This is a genomic window from Aquamicrobium defluvii, assembly GCF_004363725.1.
Taxonomy (GTDB): domain Bacteria; phylum Pseudomonadota; class Alphaproteobacteria; order Rhizobiales; family Rhizobiaceae; genus Mesorhizobium; species Mesorhizobium defluvii.
In genome coordinates this window covers 1-17,896 of record NZ_SNZF01000012.1, presented here as the reverse complement: position 1 = coordinate 17,896, position 17,896 = coordinate 1, and the positions used below count along the sequence as shown (strand labels likewise).

Sequence of the window (17,896 nt, the reverse complement as noted above, 5' to 3'; positions counted from 1 at the left end):
TTACGATGCTTTGTGCGCGGCGGGAGCCCGTGAGAGCTGGTCTCTGGCCCAACCGACGATCTGTTGAGTGTTCATGGCTCCGGAAATGCGTCCGATCTCGCGGCCGCCGACGTAAAGCAGCATGGTCGGAATGCCTCTTATGCCGAGGCGACCCGCAACCTCTTGCTCCTCCTCGGAGTTGAGCTTGATCAGGCGCATGTCCGGTTCGAGGATGGCGGCGGCCGCCTCGAAGGCCGGGGCCATCATGCGGCAGGGGCCACACCAGGGCGCCCAGACATCAACGAGAACCGGAATCTCCGAGCGGCTGGTCTGACGTGTAAACATCGGGGCATCAGCGTCGAGCGGCTTGCCGCTGAACAGCGCATTCCCGCATTTGCCGCACTTGCCCGCACCGGCGGGCTTGTCCGCAGGCACGCGATTGATCGCGCCGCATCCTGGACAGACGATCTGGCGGTTACCAGACATATGATCGATACTCCGTTGACGGCCCGCCTCCGGCTGATAGAGGAGGATTTCTATTGACTAGATATACGCAATAACGTAGATACGCAAGAATGAATAGTAAAGTCACTATCAACCCGGATGAAATGCGCGCCGCCGTCGATCAGGCGAGCGAGCTGATGAAGGCATTGTCCAACCAGCACCGCCTGCTGATCCTTTGTCGCCTGATCGACGGAGAGAAGTCCGTTGGCCAGCTCGCGGAGTTTGTGGGAATTCGCGATTCGACGGTGTCGCAGCATCTGGCCCTGTTGCGCCGTGAAGGCATCATCGCCAACCGCCGCGATGGACAGACCATCTGGTATCGCATCGAATCCGACATCGCCCGTGAGGTCGTGAGCGTGCTCTACGCTCACTACTGCGCGCCCGACACCTGACCCCTAACGGCCCCAACCCTCGCGATGCTCTTCGCCAGGGCAAAGCGAGAATGAACATGACTCCGGACAATCAAGCGTTTGCCCGACGCAATATCTATGTGCTTACCGCAGCGCAGGCGTTAGGCGCCGCCAGCCCGCCTATCATCATTTCCTTGGGCGGTCTCGTCGGCCAGCAATTGTCGTCCGATCCGGCACTGGTGACGCTGCCGGTCAGCCTGTTCAATCTCGGGCTTGCCGTTGGCACCCTGCCGGCAGCGTTCGTCATGCGCCAGATCGGGCGGCGCAACGGCTACCTGCTCGGGACGGGTTTTGGCATGGCAGCCGGGCTGGTGGCTGCGTGGGGCATTTTTGCTGCTTCATTCGTGATTTTCTGCATTGGCACGTTCATCGCCGGCTTTTATGCCGCCTACGTGCAGAGCTATCGCTTCGCGGCGACCGATGCCGCAACGGGAGAGCTCAAGGCCAAGGCGATTTCCTGGGTGATGATCGGTGGGTTGATCGCCGCGATCATCGGTCCACAGCTCGTCATCTGGACCCGCGATGCGGTTCCCGGTACGCCCTATGTCGGCAGCTTTCTCAGTCAGGCCGCGCTTGCATTGATGGCGGTGCCCGTCCTCTTGCTGCTGCGTAAGCCAAAAGCTACGGCAACAGCGAAAGGCCGCGAGGATACCGGACGTCCGTTGATCCAGATCCTGCTGATGCGGCGCTACATGCTGGCGGTCGCGGCTGGCGTGGTCTCCTATGGGTTGATGGTGTTCGTGATGACGGCGGCCCCGATCGCCATGGTCGGCCATGGCCACTCGGTCGATCACGCCGCGCTCGGCATCCAGTGGCACGTGCTGGCGATGTTTGCGCCCAGCTTCGTCACCGGGCATCTGATGGCCCGCTTCGGCAAGGAGCGGGTGACGGCGCTCGGTCTTCTGCTGATCGCGGTCTCTGCTATCTTCGCTCTCGCCGGATTGCAGCTCGTCCATTTTTATGTGTCGCTGATCCTTTTGGGCGTGGGCTGGAATTTCGGCTTCATCGGCGCGACCGCCATGGTCACCGACTGCCATACCGATGCAGAGCGCGGTAAGGCGCAAGGTGCCAACGACTTCCTGATCTTCGGCACGGTTGCCGCGGCATCCTTTTTCGCCGGCGCGCTGCTGCATGCGTCCGGCTGGCAGACGATCAATTGGATGATCTTTCCGGCCGTCGCGCTGATCCTCGTGCCGCTGCTTTGGCAGAGCGCCCGAACCGTGCCCGCGACGCCGGCGGAATAGGCTCGCAAGGCAAAACTTATCAATCACAAAATAATGCTTGCGAAAAAATGTAATAGATATTATGTGAGTGTCAGCCGTTCAGCGGTCGCAAGAAATGAGCAAGAGGAAAAACCCCATGACAACCAAGCCTGAAGTCACTGGCTTCTTCGATCCGCGCACCTGGTCGATCCAATATGTCGTCGCCGACCCGGAGACGAAAAAATGCGCCATCGTCGATCCGGTGCTCGACTATGACGAGAAGTCGGCGGCGACCGCCACGACGCATGCCGACAATATTCTCAAGTTCATTGCCGAGAAGGGCTACGAGGTCGAATGGATCCTCGACACGCACCCGCACGCCGATCACTTTTCTGCCGCCGCCTATCTTAAGGACAAGACCGGCGCGCCGACGGCCATCGGCGAGAAGGTCGTCGAGGTCCAGAAGCTCTGGAAGGATTTCTACAATTGGCCCGACTTCCCGGCCGATGGCTCGCAGTGGGACAAACTTTTCGCTGATGGCGAGACCTTCAAAGTCGGCAATATCGACGCGAAGGTGATGTTCTCGCCGGGTCATACGCTGGCTTCGATCACCTACGTGATCGGAGACGCGGCCTTCGTTCACGACACGCTGTTCATGCCCGACAGCGGCACGGCCCGCGCCGACTTCCCCGGCGGCAGTGCGCAGCAATTGTGGAAATCGATCCAGGATATTCTGGCCTTGCCTGACGAGACCCGCATCTTCACCGGCCACGATTATCAGCCCGGCGGGCGCGAGCCCTTGTGGGAATCGACCGTCGCCGAGCAGAAAGCCAAGAACATCCATATGTCGGTTCACAAGACCGAAGCGGATTTCGTCGCTGCACGTGACGCGCGGGACAAGACGCTTGCTATGCCCAAGCTGATCCTGCACGCCTTGCAGATTAACACCAATGCGGGGCGGCTGCCTGCACCTGAAGACAATGGCAGGCGCTATCTCAAGATCCCGATGAACCTGCTCGAAGGCGCCGCCTGGGACGATTGATGGAAATGATGCTGATTTCGGATGAAGCCCGGGAGCTGAAGGGGAAGGTCGGTGAGGCCACCACTTTCCTCAAGAAACTTGCCAACCCCGATCGCCTGCTGGTCGCCTGCGCCCTCGTCGAGGGCGAACGCTCGGTGCGAGAACTCGAGGATGGGCTCGGGATTCGTCAGCCAGGTCTCTCCCAACAGCTCGCCGAACTGCGCGAGGCGGGCCTGATCGTCGGGCGGAAGGAAGGCAAGCAGGTCTTCTATCGGCTCGCCGATCCGCGTATCGAAAGCTTCATTCACACCATGCATCAGCTCTTCTGCAAATAGGCGGGCGGGACGCTGCCCAGGGTTTTCATTTGTCCTATATCTGCGTTATTGCGTAGATACAGAAATTCGACTATTCTACCTGTTCCAATCCTTACCAGAGAAAGAGAATAGCCATGAAATTCAATGTCGGAACCCCGGACCGCATCGCCCGCCTCATCATCGGCGTCCTCCTGCTGGTCGCCCCTTTCGTCACCGGCTGGGCGCTGTTCGCCAACCCGGTCTGGACCTGGGTCTTCGTCATCGTCGGGCTCGTGCTCGCGGTGACAGGCCTCGTCCGCTTCTGCCCGGCCTATGCGATTTTCAATCTTTCGACATCAAGGACCAAGGATAAATGACAGAGTTCACTCCATGGCTGTCGCTGTTCGGTGGCAGCCTGATCGGCCTTGCCGCCGTGCTGCTGATGGCGTTTCACGGCCGCATCGCCGGCATGACCGGAATCCTTTCCGGTCTCGTGCCGCCATTTTCTCATGACTGGGGCTGGCGGGCGGCCTTTCTTGCTGGCGCCGTCGGCGCGCCGGCTCTGATCGTCGCCATGTCCGGCTACACCATTCCTTTTGAAAGCCCCACACCCGCGCCCTGGCTGGTTGTCGGCGGGCTGATCGTTGGCGCCGGCGTCTATTTCGGCTCGGGCTGCACGTCCGGTCATGGCGTGTGCGGCATGGCGCGCGTCTCGCCGCGTTCCATCGTCGCAACGCTGACCTTCATGGTCTCGACCGCCATCACCGTCTTTGTCGTCCGCCATCTCATTGGAGGCTTGTAATGGCCCGTGTTCTTTCCGCTCTCATTATCGGACTGGTCTTCGGGTCAGGCATCGCGCTTTCGGGCATGGCCAATCCGGCCAAGGTGCTGAACTTCTTCGATTTTGCCGGAACCTGGGATCCCTCGCTCGCCTTCGTCATGGGCGGCGCGCTGATCGTCACGGCGATCGGCTATGCCTTGGTCCTCAAACGGGACGCTCCTGTGTTCGACCGCCTGTTCCATCTGCCGACGCGCCGGGATCTCGATTTTCCGCTGGTGGCCGGTTCCGCCGTGTTCGGCATCGGCTGGGGCATTACCGGCTTTTGCCCGGGTGGGGCCATTCCGGCATTGGGGCTGGGCCATGGCGATGCCTGGCTGTTCGTCGGTTCGATGGTTGGCGGCATCGCCGCCGCCCGGCTCGCCCGGCACACGCTGGCCACGCACGTGATGGCGAAAGCAAGTTGACTATGTGGCCCTTCAATCTCTTTTGGAAATCTGGAAAAATGAACATCAGGAAGATCGACGACCGATTTGCCACAACGGGCCAGGTCCGTCCTGACGACGTCGCGCAGCTGGCGCAGGACGGCTTTGCCGCTATCGTGTGCGCGCGGCCCGACAATGAGGAGCCGGGCCAGCCGGCCTTCGCGGCAATTGCCCGCGAAGCCGAAAAGCACGGCATGAAAGCGGTTCACATCCCCGTCACAGGCGCGCCGTCAGCTGCACAGGTCGACCGTTTCGAAGAAGCGATGGAGACTATCGACGGGCCGGTTTTGGGCTATTGTCGCTCCGGCGCCCGGTCGGCTGCGCTTTATTCGTCAATCGGACAGTAACCCCCACTGTCCGACCGGGCGCTGTCACACCCCCCTCTACGTGACAGCGCCCGCCCCCATCTCCTCTTGCCGGCGCAATCGTTCATGATCAAAGCCTCCCGCTATTTCCCGTTCCTCCAATGGACCAAGACCTACGATGGGACGGTTCTGACCAGCGACCTGCTCGCGGCGGTGATCGTCACCATCATGCTGATCCCGCAATCGCTGGCATATGCGATGCTCGCCGGCCTGCCGCCTGAAGTCGGTCTTTACGCGTCGATCCTTCCGCTGGTCGCCTATGCGATCTTCGGCACCAGCCGCACGCTGGCGGTCGGACCGGTGGCCGTGGTCTCGTTGATGACGGCATCCGCGGTTGGGCAAATCGCCGCTGAGGGCACGCTCGACTACCTCACCGCCGCCATCCTCCTTGCGCTGCTGTCTGGCGGCATGCTCGTGGTTATGGGGATCTTCCGGCTCGGCTTCCTCGCCAATTTTCTGTCGCATCCGGTGATCTCGGGCTTCATCACCGCATCCGGGCTGCTGATCGCCGCCGGGCAACTGCGCCATATCTTTGGCGTTTCGGGCGGGGGTGACACTCTTCCTGAAATTCTCTTTTCCCTCGCGAACCAGCTTGGCGCCGTCGATCCGACGACGCTTGCCATCGGCATCGGCGTTCTGGCTTTCCTCTATTTCGCCCGCAAATATCTCAAACCGCTGCTGATCTCGATCCGCGTGCCCGCACGCCTTGCCGACATGATGGCCAAGGCCGCACCCATCCTTGCCGTCGCCGTGACAGTTGTCCTGGCCGCTGGCCTCGATCTCGGGTCACGCGGGGTCGCGCTCGTCGGCGAAATCCCGCAGGGTCTGCCCGCATTCGGCGCTCCTGCCCTTTCGCTTGACCTGATCTCGGCGCTGCTTGTGCCAGCCTTCCTGATTTCCGTGGTGGGCTTTGTCGAATCCGTGTCGGTCGGGCAGACGCTCGCCGCCAAGCGGCGGCAGCGTATCGATCCCGATCAGGAACTCATCGGTCTCGGCGCGGCCAACATTGCCGCCGGTCTCTCGTCCGGCTATCCGGTCACCGGAGGCTTCGCCCGTTCGGTGGTCAATTTCGACGCCGGCGCGCAGACACCTGCGGCCGGAGTGTTCACTGCGGTCGGCATCGCGCTCGCCGCATTGTTCCTGACGCCTTTGCTTGCCAGCTTACCGCAGGCGACGCTCGCCGCCACCATCATCGTCGCGGTGCTGTCGCTGGTCGACTTCGGAACCGTGCGCCGGGTCTTTGCCTATTCTAAGTCCGATTTCGCCGCCATGGCCGCCACCATCCTGGTGACGCTGGGTTGGGGCGTTGAACTAGGCATCGTCGCCGGGGTCCTGTTGTCGCTGCTCCTGCACCTCTACCGCACCAGCAAGCCGCATACGGCCATCGTCGGGCAGGTGCCCGGCACCGAGCACTACCGCAACGTCGAGCGGCACGCCGTCATCACCAGCCCGAAAATCCTGTCGCTCCGCGTCGATGAGAGTCTTTATTTCGCCAATTCGCGGTTTCTCGAAGACACGGTTGCCGCCCAAGTTTCCGAGCGGCCGGACCTCGAGCACGTCATCCTGATGTGCTCGGCCGTCAATGCCATCGACGCATCGGCGCTGGAAAGCCTGGAGGAAATCAACCGTCGTCTCGCCGACGCAGGCATTGGGTTTCACCTTTCCGAGGTGAAGGGCCCGGTGATGGACCGGCTCAAAGGCACCGAGTTCCTCAAGCACCTCAACGGCAGGGTGTTCCTCAGCCAGCATGAGGCCGTTTCGATGCTCGATCGAAACCATACTGACGACAGTGAGGCGGCGAAGCCAACGTCGGAAGGAACGCAAACTTCTGCAGGCGCCCCCCGATCGTGAGCGAGTTGATGCATTCGAGCGAGCATGTCGTATTGGTTGTGGACGACCATCCTTTGATAAGGATGGATACGGCGGATCTCATCGTCTCCTGCGGATGCACGACGATCGAGGCGATTAACGCCGATGACGCCGTTGCGCATCTTGAGAGACGGTCAGATATCAGATGCGTGGTTACTGATGTCGAGATGCCCGGTGGTATGGACGGCATCCGACTGGCGAAGCTCATTCGGGCGCGATGGCCTGATATTGCTATCGTTGTCGTGAGTGGAAGGACGCTCGTGGATTCAGATGACCTGCCCGACGGGATACCGTTTCTAGCGAAGCCTTTGCGCCGTGATTGTCTCCGCCCCCACCTTAGACCCTGACAGTCTTGGTGCGTTTCAATCAATCAATCTGAGCTGAAGCTCCTCCCGCTCGGGCGGTATCGGTTGGAAACCGGAAACTGTTACACCTAGCAACCGGATGCCTTTGCTGAACGGAAACACCCCATCGAGAAGTGTGGCGGCCAGATCGATAAGATCGTTGCCGCCTGTCAATGCCTCTCCGATGGTCCTTGAACGTGTAACCTGCTGGAAGTCATTGTACTTGACTTTCACAGTGACCGTGCGTCCACGCGAACCCTTGGCTTCGCAAGACTGCCAGACTTTCTGGGTGAGGCGCTTTAGTTCGGCCTGCGCGACCTTGATATCGTAAATGTCCTCGGGAAACGTATCTTCTGTCCCGATGGACTTCCTTTCGCGGTTCGGTTGAACTGGTCTTTCATCGATTCCGCGCGAAATGTGATAGTACCAGCTTCCTGATTTCCCGAAATGTTGCTGAAGGAAGTCGAGAGGCTTCTCGCGCAGGTCGGCGCCAGTTAAAATACCCAGACGCTCCATCTTCGCGGCCGTCGCCGGACCCACACCGTGGAATTTCTTGACCGGTAAGTCGGCGACGAATTGCGGCCCCCTGGTCGGTGTGATGACCGCTTGGCCATTCGGCTTGTTGAGGTCGCTCGCCATCTTTGCGAGGAATTTGCAGTAAGAGATCCCGGCCGAGGCGTTGAGGCCGGTCACCTCCTTGATTCGAGCCCGGATCAGCGTCGCAATTTCGGTGGCGAGCGGAATGTTCTGCTTGTTGTGCGTGACGTCGAGATAGGCCTCGTCGAGTGAGAGCGGCTCGATCAGGTCCGTGTGCTCCGCAAAGATCTCGCGGATCTGCGCGGAGACGGCGCGATAGACCTCGAAGCGCGGCTTGACGAATATGAGGTCCGGGCAGCGGCGTTTCGCGGTCACCGAGGGCAGCGCCGACCGAACCCCGAAGGCCCGCGCCTCGTAACTGGCCGCCGCCACGACGCCGCGTGCAGCCGATCCGCCGACGGCGACCGGCTTGCCTCTTAGCTCGGGATTGTCGCGCTGCTCGACGGAGGCGTAGTAGGCGTCCATGTCCACATGGAGAATCTTGCGGACGCGAGGCTCTGGCTCGTCACCAGCACCGGCATTTCCAACCCCGCTCTCGCCCACCGTTTCGATTGTTCGTGTCGCCATGATCGGATCCGCCCTAGAGCGGAAGATCTTCCGCTGGCGTTGCCGGTGGCTCCACCATTACGAGCATATTGCTGGGCAGGGGCCGCTGGAGATGTTTGACCTCATTCCATTCTCCGGTGAGCCAGAGATCGACTTCCTCCGGTGTTGTCAGGATCGCCGGCATGGCCTTCTGATGAATTGGGCTTACAATCTCATTGGGCAATGTGGTCAGAAATCCGTAGAGTTCGAACTCGCGCTCGCCGTCACGAACTTTTTTCACCCTTGTCCATGGCGTCCAGAATCCAGCGAAAAACATCAGCGGCCGGTCGGCGTTGCGCGCGAACCAGGCGTTCGGCACGCGCCCGCCTTCTATCTTGCTTGCCGGATCAGGTTCGGCGAACGAGGTAAAGGGCACCACACACCGACTGGTTGGCCCGAGCCAACGGCGCCAGTGGGGTGAATTGACGTTCCGGATGTTGGTGACGCCGGGATCGTAATTGCCCTTGATGTAGGCGGGTGGTGTCGGCATGCCCCAGGTGAGGCTTGCGATTTCGCGCTTCCCGTCGGCGCCAGTCCTGACGATGGGCGCGAGTGTGTTGGGATAAACGTCGAGCGACGGTTCGTTCCAGCCCGCCTTGTCGGCAAATGCCTTGGTGAACTCCAGGACGGCATCTCGCGTCGTCGTCAGATTATAAAGATTGCACAACGGAGTTTCTCCCTTCTACCGCCACATGCCGCGCATCCTGGCGCCGACATCGAGGCGAACCTGCCGAGGCCCGACGCTCGGGTCGGAACCGGGAGCGACCACCGGCCAGGCGCGACATTCGAACAGCTCGACCAGGTTAGCCGGAATAAACCGCGTCCGCGAGGCATAGACATGGCGGTCGCCGGTTGGAGACTGGCCGTGCGTGAAGAACCGTTGCGGCACGACGAGGTTGAGGCTGTCTCTGGCGCGCGTCATCGCGACATAGAGCAGTCGGCGTTCCTCCTCGATCTCGTCGGTAGTTCCTGCGCCCAGGTCGGAAGGGATGCAACCATCGACGGTGTTCAGGACGAAGACCGAGCGCCATTCCTGCCCCTTTGCCGAATGAATGGTCGAAAGGATGAGATAATCCTCGTCGAGCAATGGCACACCCGCTTGTCCCGAAGTGGCATCCGGAGGATCGAGGGTGAGGTCGGTCAGGAAGCGTTCGCGCGTCGGATATCCTGCGGCGATCTCCTCGAGCTGAAGCAGATCAGCCCGGCGCATCTCGAAATCTTCATGAATTCGCTCAAGATGCGGTTCGTACCAGGCGCGGACCTGTCCGATCTCGGCCGGCCATCCTGATGCACCGGACCGCAACCCGGCGAGCAATTCGACCAGACTTGGCCAGTCGACCTGGGCGCGGGCGGGGCAGGGGAGTTGGTCGAGGGTTTCGATCGGATCCGCGCTATCGGCGATCGCATCGAGCGCGGCCTGCGCCGTGGCAGGGCCGACCCCAGGAAGGAGCTGCATCAAACGGAAGCCCGCAACCCGGTCACGCATGTTCTGGGCAAAACGCAGAGCCGCCAGCATGTCTTTGACGTGTGCACTGTCGAGAAATTTGAGCCCGCCGAACTTGACGAAGGGGATATTGCGTCGCGTTAGCTCCACCTCCAACGGGCCGCTATGGTGGCTTGTCCGGAATAGGACCGCCTGGTCCTTGAGCCGCATGCCGGCCTCGCGATTTTCCAGCACCTCGTCGGTCACGAACTTCGCCTGATCGACCTCGTCACGTACAGTGACGAGACGCGGGCGTTCGTTAGAGGCCCGCTCCGTCCAGAGATTTTTGGTGAAGCGCTCGCGCGCAAGCCCGATCACGCCATTGGCGGCGGCAAGGATCGGTTGAGTCGAGCGATAGTTCCGATCGAGCGTAATGATCTCGGCCGCGGGCGAGAACTCCTTCGGGAAGTCGAGAATGTTCCGCACTGTGGCGGCGCGGAAGGAATAGATGGCCTGGGCGTCGTCCCCGACCACGGTGAGGCCACGTCCGGCAGGTTTTAGACCCGTCAGGATAGTTGCCTGCAGGCAATTGGTGTCCTGGTATTCGTCAACAAGGACATAATCCCATTTGTCCCCGATCTCGTCGGAGAACGCTGTATCGCTCATCGCCTGCGCCCAATAGAGCAGCAGATCATCGTAATCGAGGACGTTCTGGGTCTGTTTAGCTTCGACATAGGCCGCGAACAACTCACGCAGCTCCTTATGCCAGCCGGCGCACCAAGGGTAGTTGGCGCGCAGAATGTCTTCAAGCGGGGCTTCGGCGTTGACGGCGCGCGAATAGATCGAAAGGCACGTCCCCTTGGCCGGGAACCGGCTTTCCATTTTCGAGAAGCCGAGATCGTGGCGGGCGAGGTTCATCAGGTCGGCGGAATCCTCGCGATCATGGATCGTGAACTGCGGGTCGAGACCGAGCTCAATGGCGTATTCGCGCAGAAGACGCGCACTGATGCCGTGGAACGTGCCTGACCAGGTGAGTGCGTCGGTCAGGATGCCGCCCTTGTCGCCAAGCACTTTGGCGCAGATCCGTTCAACCCGCTTGCCCATCTCGGCGGCGGCACGGCGAGAGAAGGTCATCAACAGGATGCGGCGCGGATCGGCGCCAGCGATAATGAGGTGTGCCACCCGATGCGCGAGTGTGTTGGTTTTGCCTGATCCGGCACCAGCGATGATCAGCAAGGGGCCGCCCACCTTGCCATCCGGCAGCCCGATGCCGTGGATGACCGCGGCACGTTGACCCTCGTTCAATTTTTCCAGATGCGCCGCACTCATTCCAATCCCGCCTCGTATCCATATGCGAATCAACGACAATCGGCCGAGACTTGCTCGTTGCTTGCCGTTAGCTCCCCATCCGCACCGGAAGACTCTCACATGAGTCCGATTGACTCATTTTCGGAAACGGAACAAATAATGAACATAACAGCGCTCCGGCGCGTTGAAAAGTCTTTTGGAGATCCTTTTCGCCATGCCGCACCGCGTGGACAGGCCTGTCATTGCCGAGCTTCGGGAGCGGATCGCGCACCTGGAGAGCGGTGCCGGCCGTGCGCGCGAGATTCTGCCGTTCGGCGTTCCTGAGATCGACCGGCGGCTGCCGGGAGGAGGGCTGGCGCTGGGGGCGCTGCATGAGGTGGCCGGCGGCGCCAATGGGGCCGTCGATGGTGCTGCCGCGGCGCTTTTTGCCGCTGGGATTGCCGCCCGGACGAAAGGGAAGGTGCTCTGGATCGTCACGCGCTCCGATCTCTTTGCGCCGGCACTGGCTCAGGCAGGCCTTGCGCCCGATCACGTTTTTCACGCCGAGGTCTGTGACGAGAAATCAGTGCTGGCCTGTTTCGAGGAGGGCCTGCGTCATGGCGGTCTTGGCGCTGTCGTGGCCGAGACAGCGCATCTGTCAATGACGGCCTCGCGTCGGTTGCAGCTCGCTGCCGAGGGCGCCGGAACCATCGGCCTCGCCATACGCCGCTGGCGCAGGCAAAGCGAAGCGGGAGATTTCGGGCAACCGACGGCCAGCGCCACGCGCTGGCGCGTATCGGCGCTGCCCTCAGACCCCCTGCCTGTCCCAGGTCTCGGCCGGGCACGCTGGCTGGTCGAGTTGATCAGGGCGAGGGCTGGGGAAAGTGCGGATTTTGAAGTGGAGGCTTGCGATGCCAAGGGTCGTATCGCTGTTCCTTCCGAGGTGGCCTACCGATCGCCTCAGAAGGAAGTTGGGCGACGCATCGCCTTCCTCTGAGGCGCCGCTCGTCCTTGCCGGCCGCCTCGGTCGGCGCAGATCGGTCACCGCACTTGACGCCAATGCACAAAGCCTTGGCGTCAGCATCGGCATGGCCGTGGCAAAGGCCCAGGCGCTCGTGCCGGGGCTTGTGGTCCTCGATGCCGATCCTGCGGCCGACAGGGAAGGGCTCGACAAGCTCTCGCTGTGGGCGCTGCAGAGAATTTCACCGGTCGTTGCCGCCGATCCGCCGGACGGGCTGATGATCGACACTACCGGCGCCGATCATCTGCATGGCGGCGAAGCGGCCATGCTGGAAACGATGGTGGAGAAGTTTGCGCAGTCAGGCGTCGACGCCCGCGCCGCCGTGGCCGACACATGGGGTGCGGCCCATGCGGCGGCACGCTACATGCGCCTGCGCACGGTGATCGTTCCCGCCGGTGAAAGCAAAGCTGTTCTGCTCCCCCTTCCACTCGCCGCCCTGCGGCTTGAAGTCGAGACGGTTGCGGCTCTGCACACGCTCGGTTTCGAAACCATCAGAGATCTGATCGACCAGCCGCGTCCCCCGCTCACCCTGCGCTTTGGCCCGGAGATCGAGCGACGCATCGACCAGGCGCTGGGCGTGATTGGCGAACCTGTCGATCCGATCCGTTCGCCGGAGCTGGTCGAAGTGCGCCGTGTTTTCGGCGAGCCGATCGGGGCCGCCGAAACCATCGCCCGCTATACCGCCAAGCTGGTTGAAGCCCTGTGCAAAGAGCTCGAACAGCGCGGGGCTGGCGCGCGCCGGCTAGATCTTCTCTTTCATCGCGTCGACAATACAATGCAGTTCGTCAGGGTGGGGATGGCGCGGCCAGTGCGTGACCCCAGACGCTTGACGCGCCTGCTTTGCGACAAGATCGAGACCGTCGATCCGGGCTTCGGCATCGAGATCATGGTGTTGGTGGCAATCGAAACCGAGCCGCTGCGCGAACAGCAGGCCATCTCCTCTCTGATCGAGGCTCCCGAAGCAGACGTATCGGACCTGATCGATGTGCTCGCCAACCGGATCGGTGAGAACCGGATCTGCCGCTTCGTTCCTGCCCAGAGCGACGTGCCTGAACGCTCGGTGGCGCGCGTGTCCGCTCTCTCTCCGGAGACTGGTGCCACATGGGATGGCGAATGGCCACGTCCGCCGCGGCTCCTGACTCGGCCCGAACCGATCGAAACGATGGCATTACTGCCCGACCACCCTCCGGCCTGGTTCACCTGGCGGGGTGTGCGCCGGCGCGTGCGCCGTGCCGACGGCCCCGAGCGCATTCGGGGCGAATGGTGGAAGCGCGACGCCGAACTGACAACGGTGAGGGACTATTTCCGCGTCGAGGACGAGACAGGTGAGCGCTACTGGCTGTTCCGCTCCGGCGATGGCGAACACGCCGAGTCCGGATCGCATCGCTGGTTTCTGCACGGGATTTTCGGATGAGCACGCCCCGCTATGCCGAATTGCAGGTGACCTCGCACTTCTCGTTCCTGCGCGGGGCGAGCAGCTGCGAAGAGCTATTCGCCCAGGCTGCCGCGATGGGTATCGAGGCCCTTGGCGTCGTCGATCGCAATTCTCTCGCTGGCATCGTGCGGGCCTATGAAGCTGCCAAAAGCACTGGCATCCGCCTCATTGTGGGGTGTCGACTCGATCTCGTCGACGGCATGTCGGTCCTGGTCTATCCGGTCGACCGTCCAGCCTATGGGCGCCTTTGCCGCCTGCTCACGCTGGGCAAGAAGCGGGCGGGGAAGGGCAAATGTCACCTCGAATGGTGTGACGTCGTCGCTTATGCAGAAGGGCTGGTCGCGGTCCTCGTGCCTGACTTCGCCGACGAGACCTGTGCGTTGCAGCTGCGTCGCCTGCGTGAGACGTTCGGCGACCGTTCCTATGTGGCGCTGACACTGCGCCGTCGACCCAATGACCAACTCCGCCTCTGGGAGCTTTCCAATATGGCGGCAGCAAGCCGTGTCCCTGCGGTTGTCACCAATGACGTGCTTTTCCACGAGTCATCCCGCCAGCTGATGCAGGACGTTGTGACCGCCATTAGGCACAATGTCACCATCGACGAGCTCGGACACCGCCGCGAACGGTTCGCCGACCGCTATCTCAAGTCCCCCGAAGAAATGCATCGGCTGTTCAAGCGCTATCCGGAAGCGGTTGCACGCTCGATCGAGATCATGGAGCGCTGTCGGTTCTCGCTCGATGAGCTCGCCTACCAATATCCGGAAGAAAAGCTCTATCCGGAGCTGACGCAGCAGCAAGCGCTTGAAAAGCTGACCTGGGAAGGTGCCGCAGAGCGCTATCCTGAAGGACTACCCGACAAGGTCCGGGGCAATCTTCAGCATGAATTGACCCTGATCGAGAAGCTCGATTATGCACCTTATTTCCTGACGGTAAACGCCATCGTGCGGTTTGCGCGCTCAAAGGGCATCCTGTGCCAGGGTAGGGGCTCGGCCGCAAACTCGGCAGTCTGTTTCGTGCTCGGTGTGACCTCGGTAGATCCTGATCGCAACGATCTGCTGTTCGAACGCTTCGTGTCCGAAGAGCGGCGCGAGCCGCCCGACATCGATGTGGATTTCGAGCATGAGCGGCGTGAAGAGGTCATCCAATGGGTTTACGAGACCTATGGTCGCGAGAGGGCGGCATTATGCGCAACCGTCATCCGCTACCGCGCCAAAGGTGCTCTGCGCGACGTCGGGAAGGCACTCGGTCTACCAGAGGACCTGACCAAAGCCCTGTCTTCGCAGGTCTGGGGCTGGTCGGAAGGTGTCGAGCAGAAACATGCCGAAAGACTTAACCTCAACACGAGCGACCGTCGCCTGAGGCTGGCGCTGGAGATCGCACACCAGCTTGTCGGCACGCCACGCCATCTTTCTCAGCACCCCGGAGGCTTCGTGCTGACGCATGATCGGCTCGATGAGCTGGTGCCAATAGAGCCTGCCGCAATGGAGGACCGGCAAGTGATCGAATGGGACAAGGACGACATCGATGTCCTGAAATTCATGAAGGTCGACGTCCTGGCGCTCGGCATGCTCTCTTGCATGCGCCGCGCCCTCGATCTTCTCGCCGACCACAAGGATATAAGCCTCGATCTGGCTTCCATCCCGGCCGAGGATCCCAGCACCTATGCGATGATCCGCAAGGCCGATACGCTCGGCACCTTCCAGATCGAATCCCGCGCCCAGATGGCGATGCTGCCGCGCATCAAGCCACGAACCTTCTACGATCTGGTCATTCAGGTCGCAATCGTCCGTCCCGGACCGATCCAGGGCGATATGGTTCATCCCTATTTGCGCCGGCGCGAGGGCAAGGAGGACGTGACCTATCCAAAGCCCGAACTCGAGGCGGTGCTCGGCAAGACATTGGGGGTGCCGCTTTTTCAAGAGCAGGCAATGAGAGTCGCGATTGAGTGTGCGGGATTCTCCGCCGGCGAAGCAGACCAGCTTCGTCGCGCGATGGCGACCTTCAAACACACGGGTACGATCTCGTCCTTCGGACAGAAACTGATCTCCGGCATGGTGGCGAACGGCTATACGCCTGAGTTCGCGGAGCAAATTTTCCGCCAGCTCGAAGGATTCGGCTCTTACGGCTTCCCGGAAAGCCATGCTGCGTCGTTCGCGCTCATCGCCTACGCCTCCTCCTGGATGAAGTGTTGGCACCCTGATGCTTTCTGCTGCGCGCTGCTTAACGCCCAGCCCATGGGCTTTTACGCGCCGGCGCAAATCGTACGTGACGCTCGTGAACATGGGGTCGAGGTGCGGCCGGTTTGCGTCAACGCATCACGCTGGGATTGTACCCTCGAACCAACGGACCTCGATGATAGTCGTCTCGCGGTCCGGCTCGGTCTGCGAATGGTCAAGGGGCTCGGGAACGCTGAAGCGGCGCGCCTTGTATCGTGCCGCGAAGACCGCTCCTTCGCCTCGGTCGACGACCTCTGGCGCCGTGCTGGCATCCCCGCCGCCGCCTTGGTCGAGCTCGCCGAGGCTGATGCCTTCCGGCCTGCGCTCGGTCTCGCGCGACGCGAGGCGCTTTGGGCGATCAAGGCGCTCAGGGACGAACTCCTGCCTCTTTTTGCGGCCGCCGCGCGGCGGGAGACTGAGGTTCTGCCCGAGCAGAGCGAGCCAACAACCATGCTGCGCCCGATGGCGGCCGGAAGGGAAGTCGTGGAGGATTATGGTCGTCTCGGATTGACCCTGCGCCAACACCCCGTTTCATTCCTGCGGTCGGACCTTGCCCGCCGGCGCATCATGACTTGCGCAGAGGCGACCGCTTGCCGTGACCGACGCTGGGTCCATATCGCCGGGCTCGTGTTGGTGCGCCAACGTCCTGGATCGGCGAAAGGTGTGATGTTCATCACGCTTGAGGATGAGACCGCTGTGGCCAATCTCGTCGTCTGGTCCAAGGTCTTCGAAAAATATCGCCGTATCGTACTTGGCTCAGGGATGATTGGAGTAAAGGGCAGGCTGCAGCGCGAGGGTGATGTCATCCACATTGTCGCCCATGAACTGCTCGACCTGTCGGAGGAACTGGCCAGCGTCGGCGCGCGTGAATTGCCATTTCTGCTGCCACGTGGTCGTGGCGACGAGCTCCAGCACGGTTCGCTAGCACCTGATCCGCGCGGCCTGCCAAAGCCAGCGAACCTGGCCGATGATCACGGACGCCCAGACGAAATCAAAGTGAAGACGCGGGATTTCCGATGATATGGAGCGTGGCTGCTTCCGACCTCATTGTCGCCGTTCGGAGCGCCGCGTTCGGCGCCCGAAACCTGCCGTTCATTCACTTCCACCCGACGGCAAAGTCGGGGCCGTCTGCTGAAGAGGTCATCAGGGAAATCAAGCGGCTCTTCAAGATTGAAAAGAACCCACCCACTGTTACCCGCGCCGAAGGTCGCCTCACGCGGCGCGGTGGCTTCTTGAAGAGTACGGCCTCGTCACCGACGACTATCACCGCACACAATGGGTGTGGTTCGCTGTGACCTTCACCGCAATCTGGCGCAATTTCTCCAGCGCTAAGTGGCGGATTGCGGGCGAGATCTCGAAGAAAAGTAGAACGGACGTTCGAGCGTGATGCCGCGAAAGTCTGGTCTGAGCCCAAAGTGACGAATGCTGCACGATGGGCGAATGTCGATTACCGACCTCACTACGCCAGCGTGCGCGTCATCTCACGGATCAGATCATTTGTCTCTGGTCTCGTCGTTTGGTGCCGATATCGAAGGGCCAAAACAGTTCTTGATATTTCAAGGCCATCGATGGGTTTCGACACCAGGCCCATGTCCGAAGGAATAGCGGTGGCTGGCAGGATCACCGCACCTGACCCTTGCCGAGCAAGTTCAACTAACCAATCCACGCGATTTGACCGATAGGCCGCGTAGAGTTCGTGACCATGATCCGCGCAGGTCCCATGCAAAACATCCCGCATTTCGCAATTTAGGCGGTCAAGCATGTCAGTTTTAGCAAGAGCCGAAAGAGAGATCGCATTTAGTTCAGCCAACGGATGCGACTTTGACACCACGACCTTGTAGTCCTCTTCATAGAGATGGTCTATACGATAGAGGTCTTCACTGACCTTCTCTGCGGTGACTACAACGTCAAATTCACCATCTCGTAACCCGGCAAGAAGCTCGGAGGTTGACGCAACGATCAATTCGATTTCGGCTTGCGGCAATCGTGTTGATTTCCGCTGAGAGCTGACCCGGGATTGAGGGATTTTTCCATTGAGAAGTGACCCATGTTTGAACCCACCCCTGCTGGTTGATTGCAGGG

The 17,896-nt window shown here is 61.2% G+C and carries 19 protein-coding genes; 14 read left to right on the top strand and 5 right to left on the bottom strand.

All coding sequences use genetic code 11. The features are described 5' to 3' along the window. A complete protein-coding gene (gene trxC, locus DES43_RS10610; protein WP_133675106.1) occupies nt 1–465 on the bottom strand; it encodes a thioredoxin TrxC in 465 nt (154 codons plus the stop codon). Between the two features lie 89 nt (nt 466–554). Here trxC and DES43_RS10605 point away from each other — a divergent pair, with 89 nt between their 5' ends. The 10 genes from DES43_RS10605 to DES43_RS10560 all read left to right on the top strand — a co-directional run bounded on the left by DES43_RS10605 (nt 555) and on the right by DES43_RS10560 (nt 7,253). Continuing rightward, nucleotides 555–875 (top strand): ArsR/SmtB family transcription factor, encoded by a 321-nt coding sequence (locus DES43_RS10605; RefSeq protein WP_133675104.1) that lies wholly within the window; start codon nt 555–557, stop codon nt 873–875. A 56-nt stretch (nt 876–931) separates the two neighbouring features. After that, the gene (locus DES43_RS10600) at nt 932–2,137 is read left to right on the top strand and encodes an MFS transporter (RefSeq protein ID WP_133675280.1); all 1,206 of its coding nucleotides are present in this window, start codon (nt 932–934) and stop codon (nt 2,135–2,137) included. Between the two features lie 115 nt (nt 2,138–2,252). Then, the gene (locus DES43_RS10595; protein ID WP_208110829.1) at nt 2,253–3,137 is read left to right on the top strand and encodes an MBL fold metallo-hydrolase; all 885 of its coding nucleotides are present in this window, start codon (nt 2,253–2,255) and stop codon (nt 3,135–3,137) included. Then, nucleotides 3,137–3,451: an ArsR/SmtB family transcription factor gene (locus tag DES43_RS10590; protein ID WP_378228759.1), complete on the top strand. Its 315-nt coding sequence runs from the start codon at nt 3,137–3,139 to the stop codon at nt 3,449–3,451. The genes DES43_RS10595 and DES43_RS10590 overlap by 1 nt, the downstream gene beginning before the upstream one ends. Before the next feature lie 113 nt (nt 3,452–3,564). Beyond that, entirely contained in the window at nt 3,565–3,786 is a 222-nt protein-coding gene (locus DES43_RS10585) for a YgaP family membrane protein (RefSeq protein ID WP_133675100.1), read from the top strand. Continuing rightward, nucleotides 3,783–4,211: a YeeE/YedE family protein gene (locus DES43_RS10580; protein WP_133675099.1), complete on the top strand. Its 429-nt coding sequence runs from the start codon at nt 3,783–3,785 to the stop codon at nt 4,209–4,211. Before DES43_RS10585 ends, DES43_RS10580 begins: the two co-directional genes overlap by 4 nt. Then, nucleotides 4,211–4,654: a YeeE/YedE family protein gene (locus DES43_RS10575; RefSeq protein WP_133675097.1), complete on the top strand. Its 444-nt coding sequence runs from the start codon at nt 4,211–4,213 to the stop codon at nt 4,652–4,654. The genes DES43_RS10580 and DES43_RS10575 overlap by 1 nt, the downstream gene beginning before the upstream one ends. Before the next feature lie 2 nt (nt 4,655–4,656). Further along, a complete protein-coding gene (locus DES43_RS10570; protein WP_425359067.1) occupies nt 4,657–5,019 on the top strand; it encodes a protein tyrosine phosphatase family protein in 363 nt (120 codons plus the stop codon). An 84-nt stretch (nt 5,020–5,103) separates the two neighbouring features. After that, nucleotides 5,104–6,888, top strand: a complete 1,785-nt coding sequence (locus DES43_RS10565) for a SulP family inorganic anion transporter (protein WP_208110828.1) — start codon at nt 5,104–5,106, stop codon at nt 6,886–6,888. Nucleotides 6,889–6,896: 8 nt separating this feature from the next. After that, complete coding sequence (locus tag DES43_RS10560; protein ID WP_133675272.1) at nt 6,897–7,253, top strand: response regulator; 357 nt, start codon at nt 6,897–6,899, stop codon at nt 7,251–7,253. A gap of 15 nt (nt 7,254–7,268) precedes the next feature. Here the strand turns inward: DES43_RS10560 and dinB are convergent, their stop codons facing one another. The 3 genes from dinB to DES43_RS10545 are packed head-to-tail and all read right to left on the bottom strand — an operon-like array spanning nt 7,269 to nt 11,184. Further along, nucleotides 7,269–8,414 carry a DNA polymerase IV gene (dinB, locus tag DES43_RS10555; protein WP_133675095.1) on the bottom strand — a complete coding sequence of 382 codons (1,146 nt, stop codon included), beginning with the start codon at nt 8,412–8,414 and terminating at the stop codon, nt 7,269–7,271. A gap of 13 nt (nt 8,415–8,427) precedes the next feature. Beyond that, nucleotides 8,428–9,099: an SOS response-associated peptidase gene (locus DES43_RS10550; RefSeq protein WP_133675093.1), complete on the bottom strand. Its 672-nt coding sequence runs from the start codon at nt 9,097–9,099 to the stop codon at nt 8,428–8,430. A 15-nt stretch (nt 9,100–9,114) separates the two neighbouring features. Next, nucleotides 9,115–11,184 (bottom strand): ATP-dependent helicase, encoded by a 2,070-nt coding sequence (locus DES43_RS10545; RefSeq protein ID WP_133675091.1) that lies wholly within the window; start codon nt 11,182–11,184, stop codon nt 9,115–9,117. Between the two features lie 193 nt (nt 11,185–11,377). Here DES43_RS10545 and DES43_RS10540 point away from each other — a divergent pair, with 193 nt between their 5' ends. Genes DES43_RS10540 through DES43_RS10525 form a run of 4 tightly spaced genes read left to right on the top strand, consistent with a single transcriptional unit; the run spans nt 11,378 to nt 17,109 of the window. After that, on the top strand, nt 11,378–12,139 hold the full coding sequence (locus DES43_RS10540) for an ImuA family protein (protein WP_133675089.1): 762 nt from the start codon (nt 11,378–11,380) through the stop codon (nt 12,137–12,139). Next, nucleotides 12,054–13,577, top strand: coding sequence for a Y-family DNA polymerase (locus tag DES43_RS10535; RefSeq protein ID WP_133675087.1), 1,524 nt, complete (start codon nt 12,054–12,056; stop codon nt 13,575–13,577). The genes DES43_RS10540 and DES43_RS10535 overlap by 86 nt, the downstream gene beginning before the upstream one ends. After that, the gene (locus DES43_RS10530) at nt 13,574–16,834 is read left to right on the top strand and encodes an error-prone DNA polymerase (RefSeq protein WP_133675085.1); all 3,261 of its coding nucleotides are present in this window, start codon (nt 13,574–13,576) and stop codon (nt 16,832–16,834) included. Before DES43_RS10535 ends, DES43_RS10530 begins: the two co-directional genes overlap by 4 nt. 8 nt (nt 16,835–16,842) lie before the next feature. Further along, nucleotides 16,843–17,109, top strand: a complete 267-nt coding sequence (locus DES43_RS10525; protein WP_208110827.1) for a hypothetical protein — start codon at nt 16,843–16,845, stop codon at nt 17,107–17,109. A gap of 164 nt (nt 17,110–17,273) precedes the next feature. On the opposite strand, the gene DES43_RS10520 is transcribed toward DES43_RS10525, so the two are convergent. Then, the coding region (locus tag DES43_RS10520; protein WP_245514548.1) for a LysR family transcriptional regulator substrate-binding protein at nt 17,274–17,896 on the bottom strand (623 nt) is incomplete at its 5' end.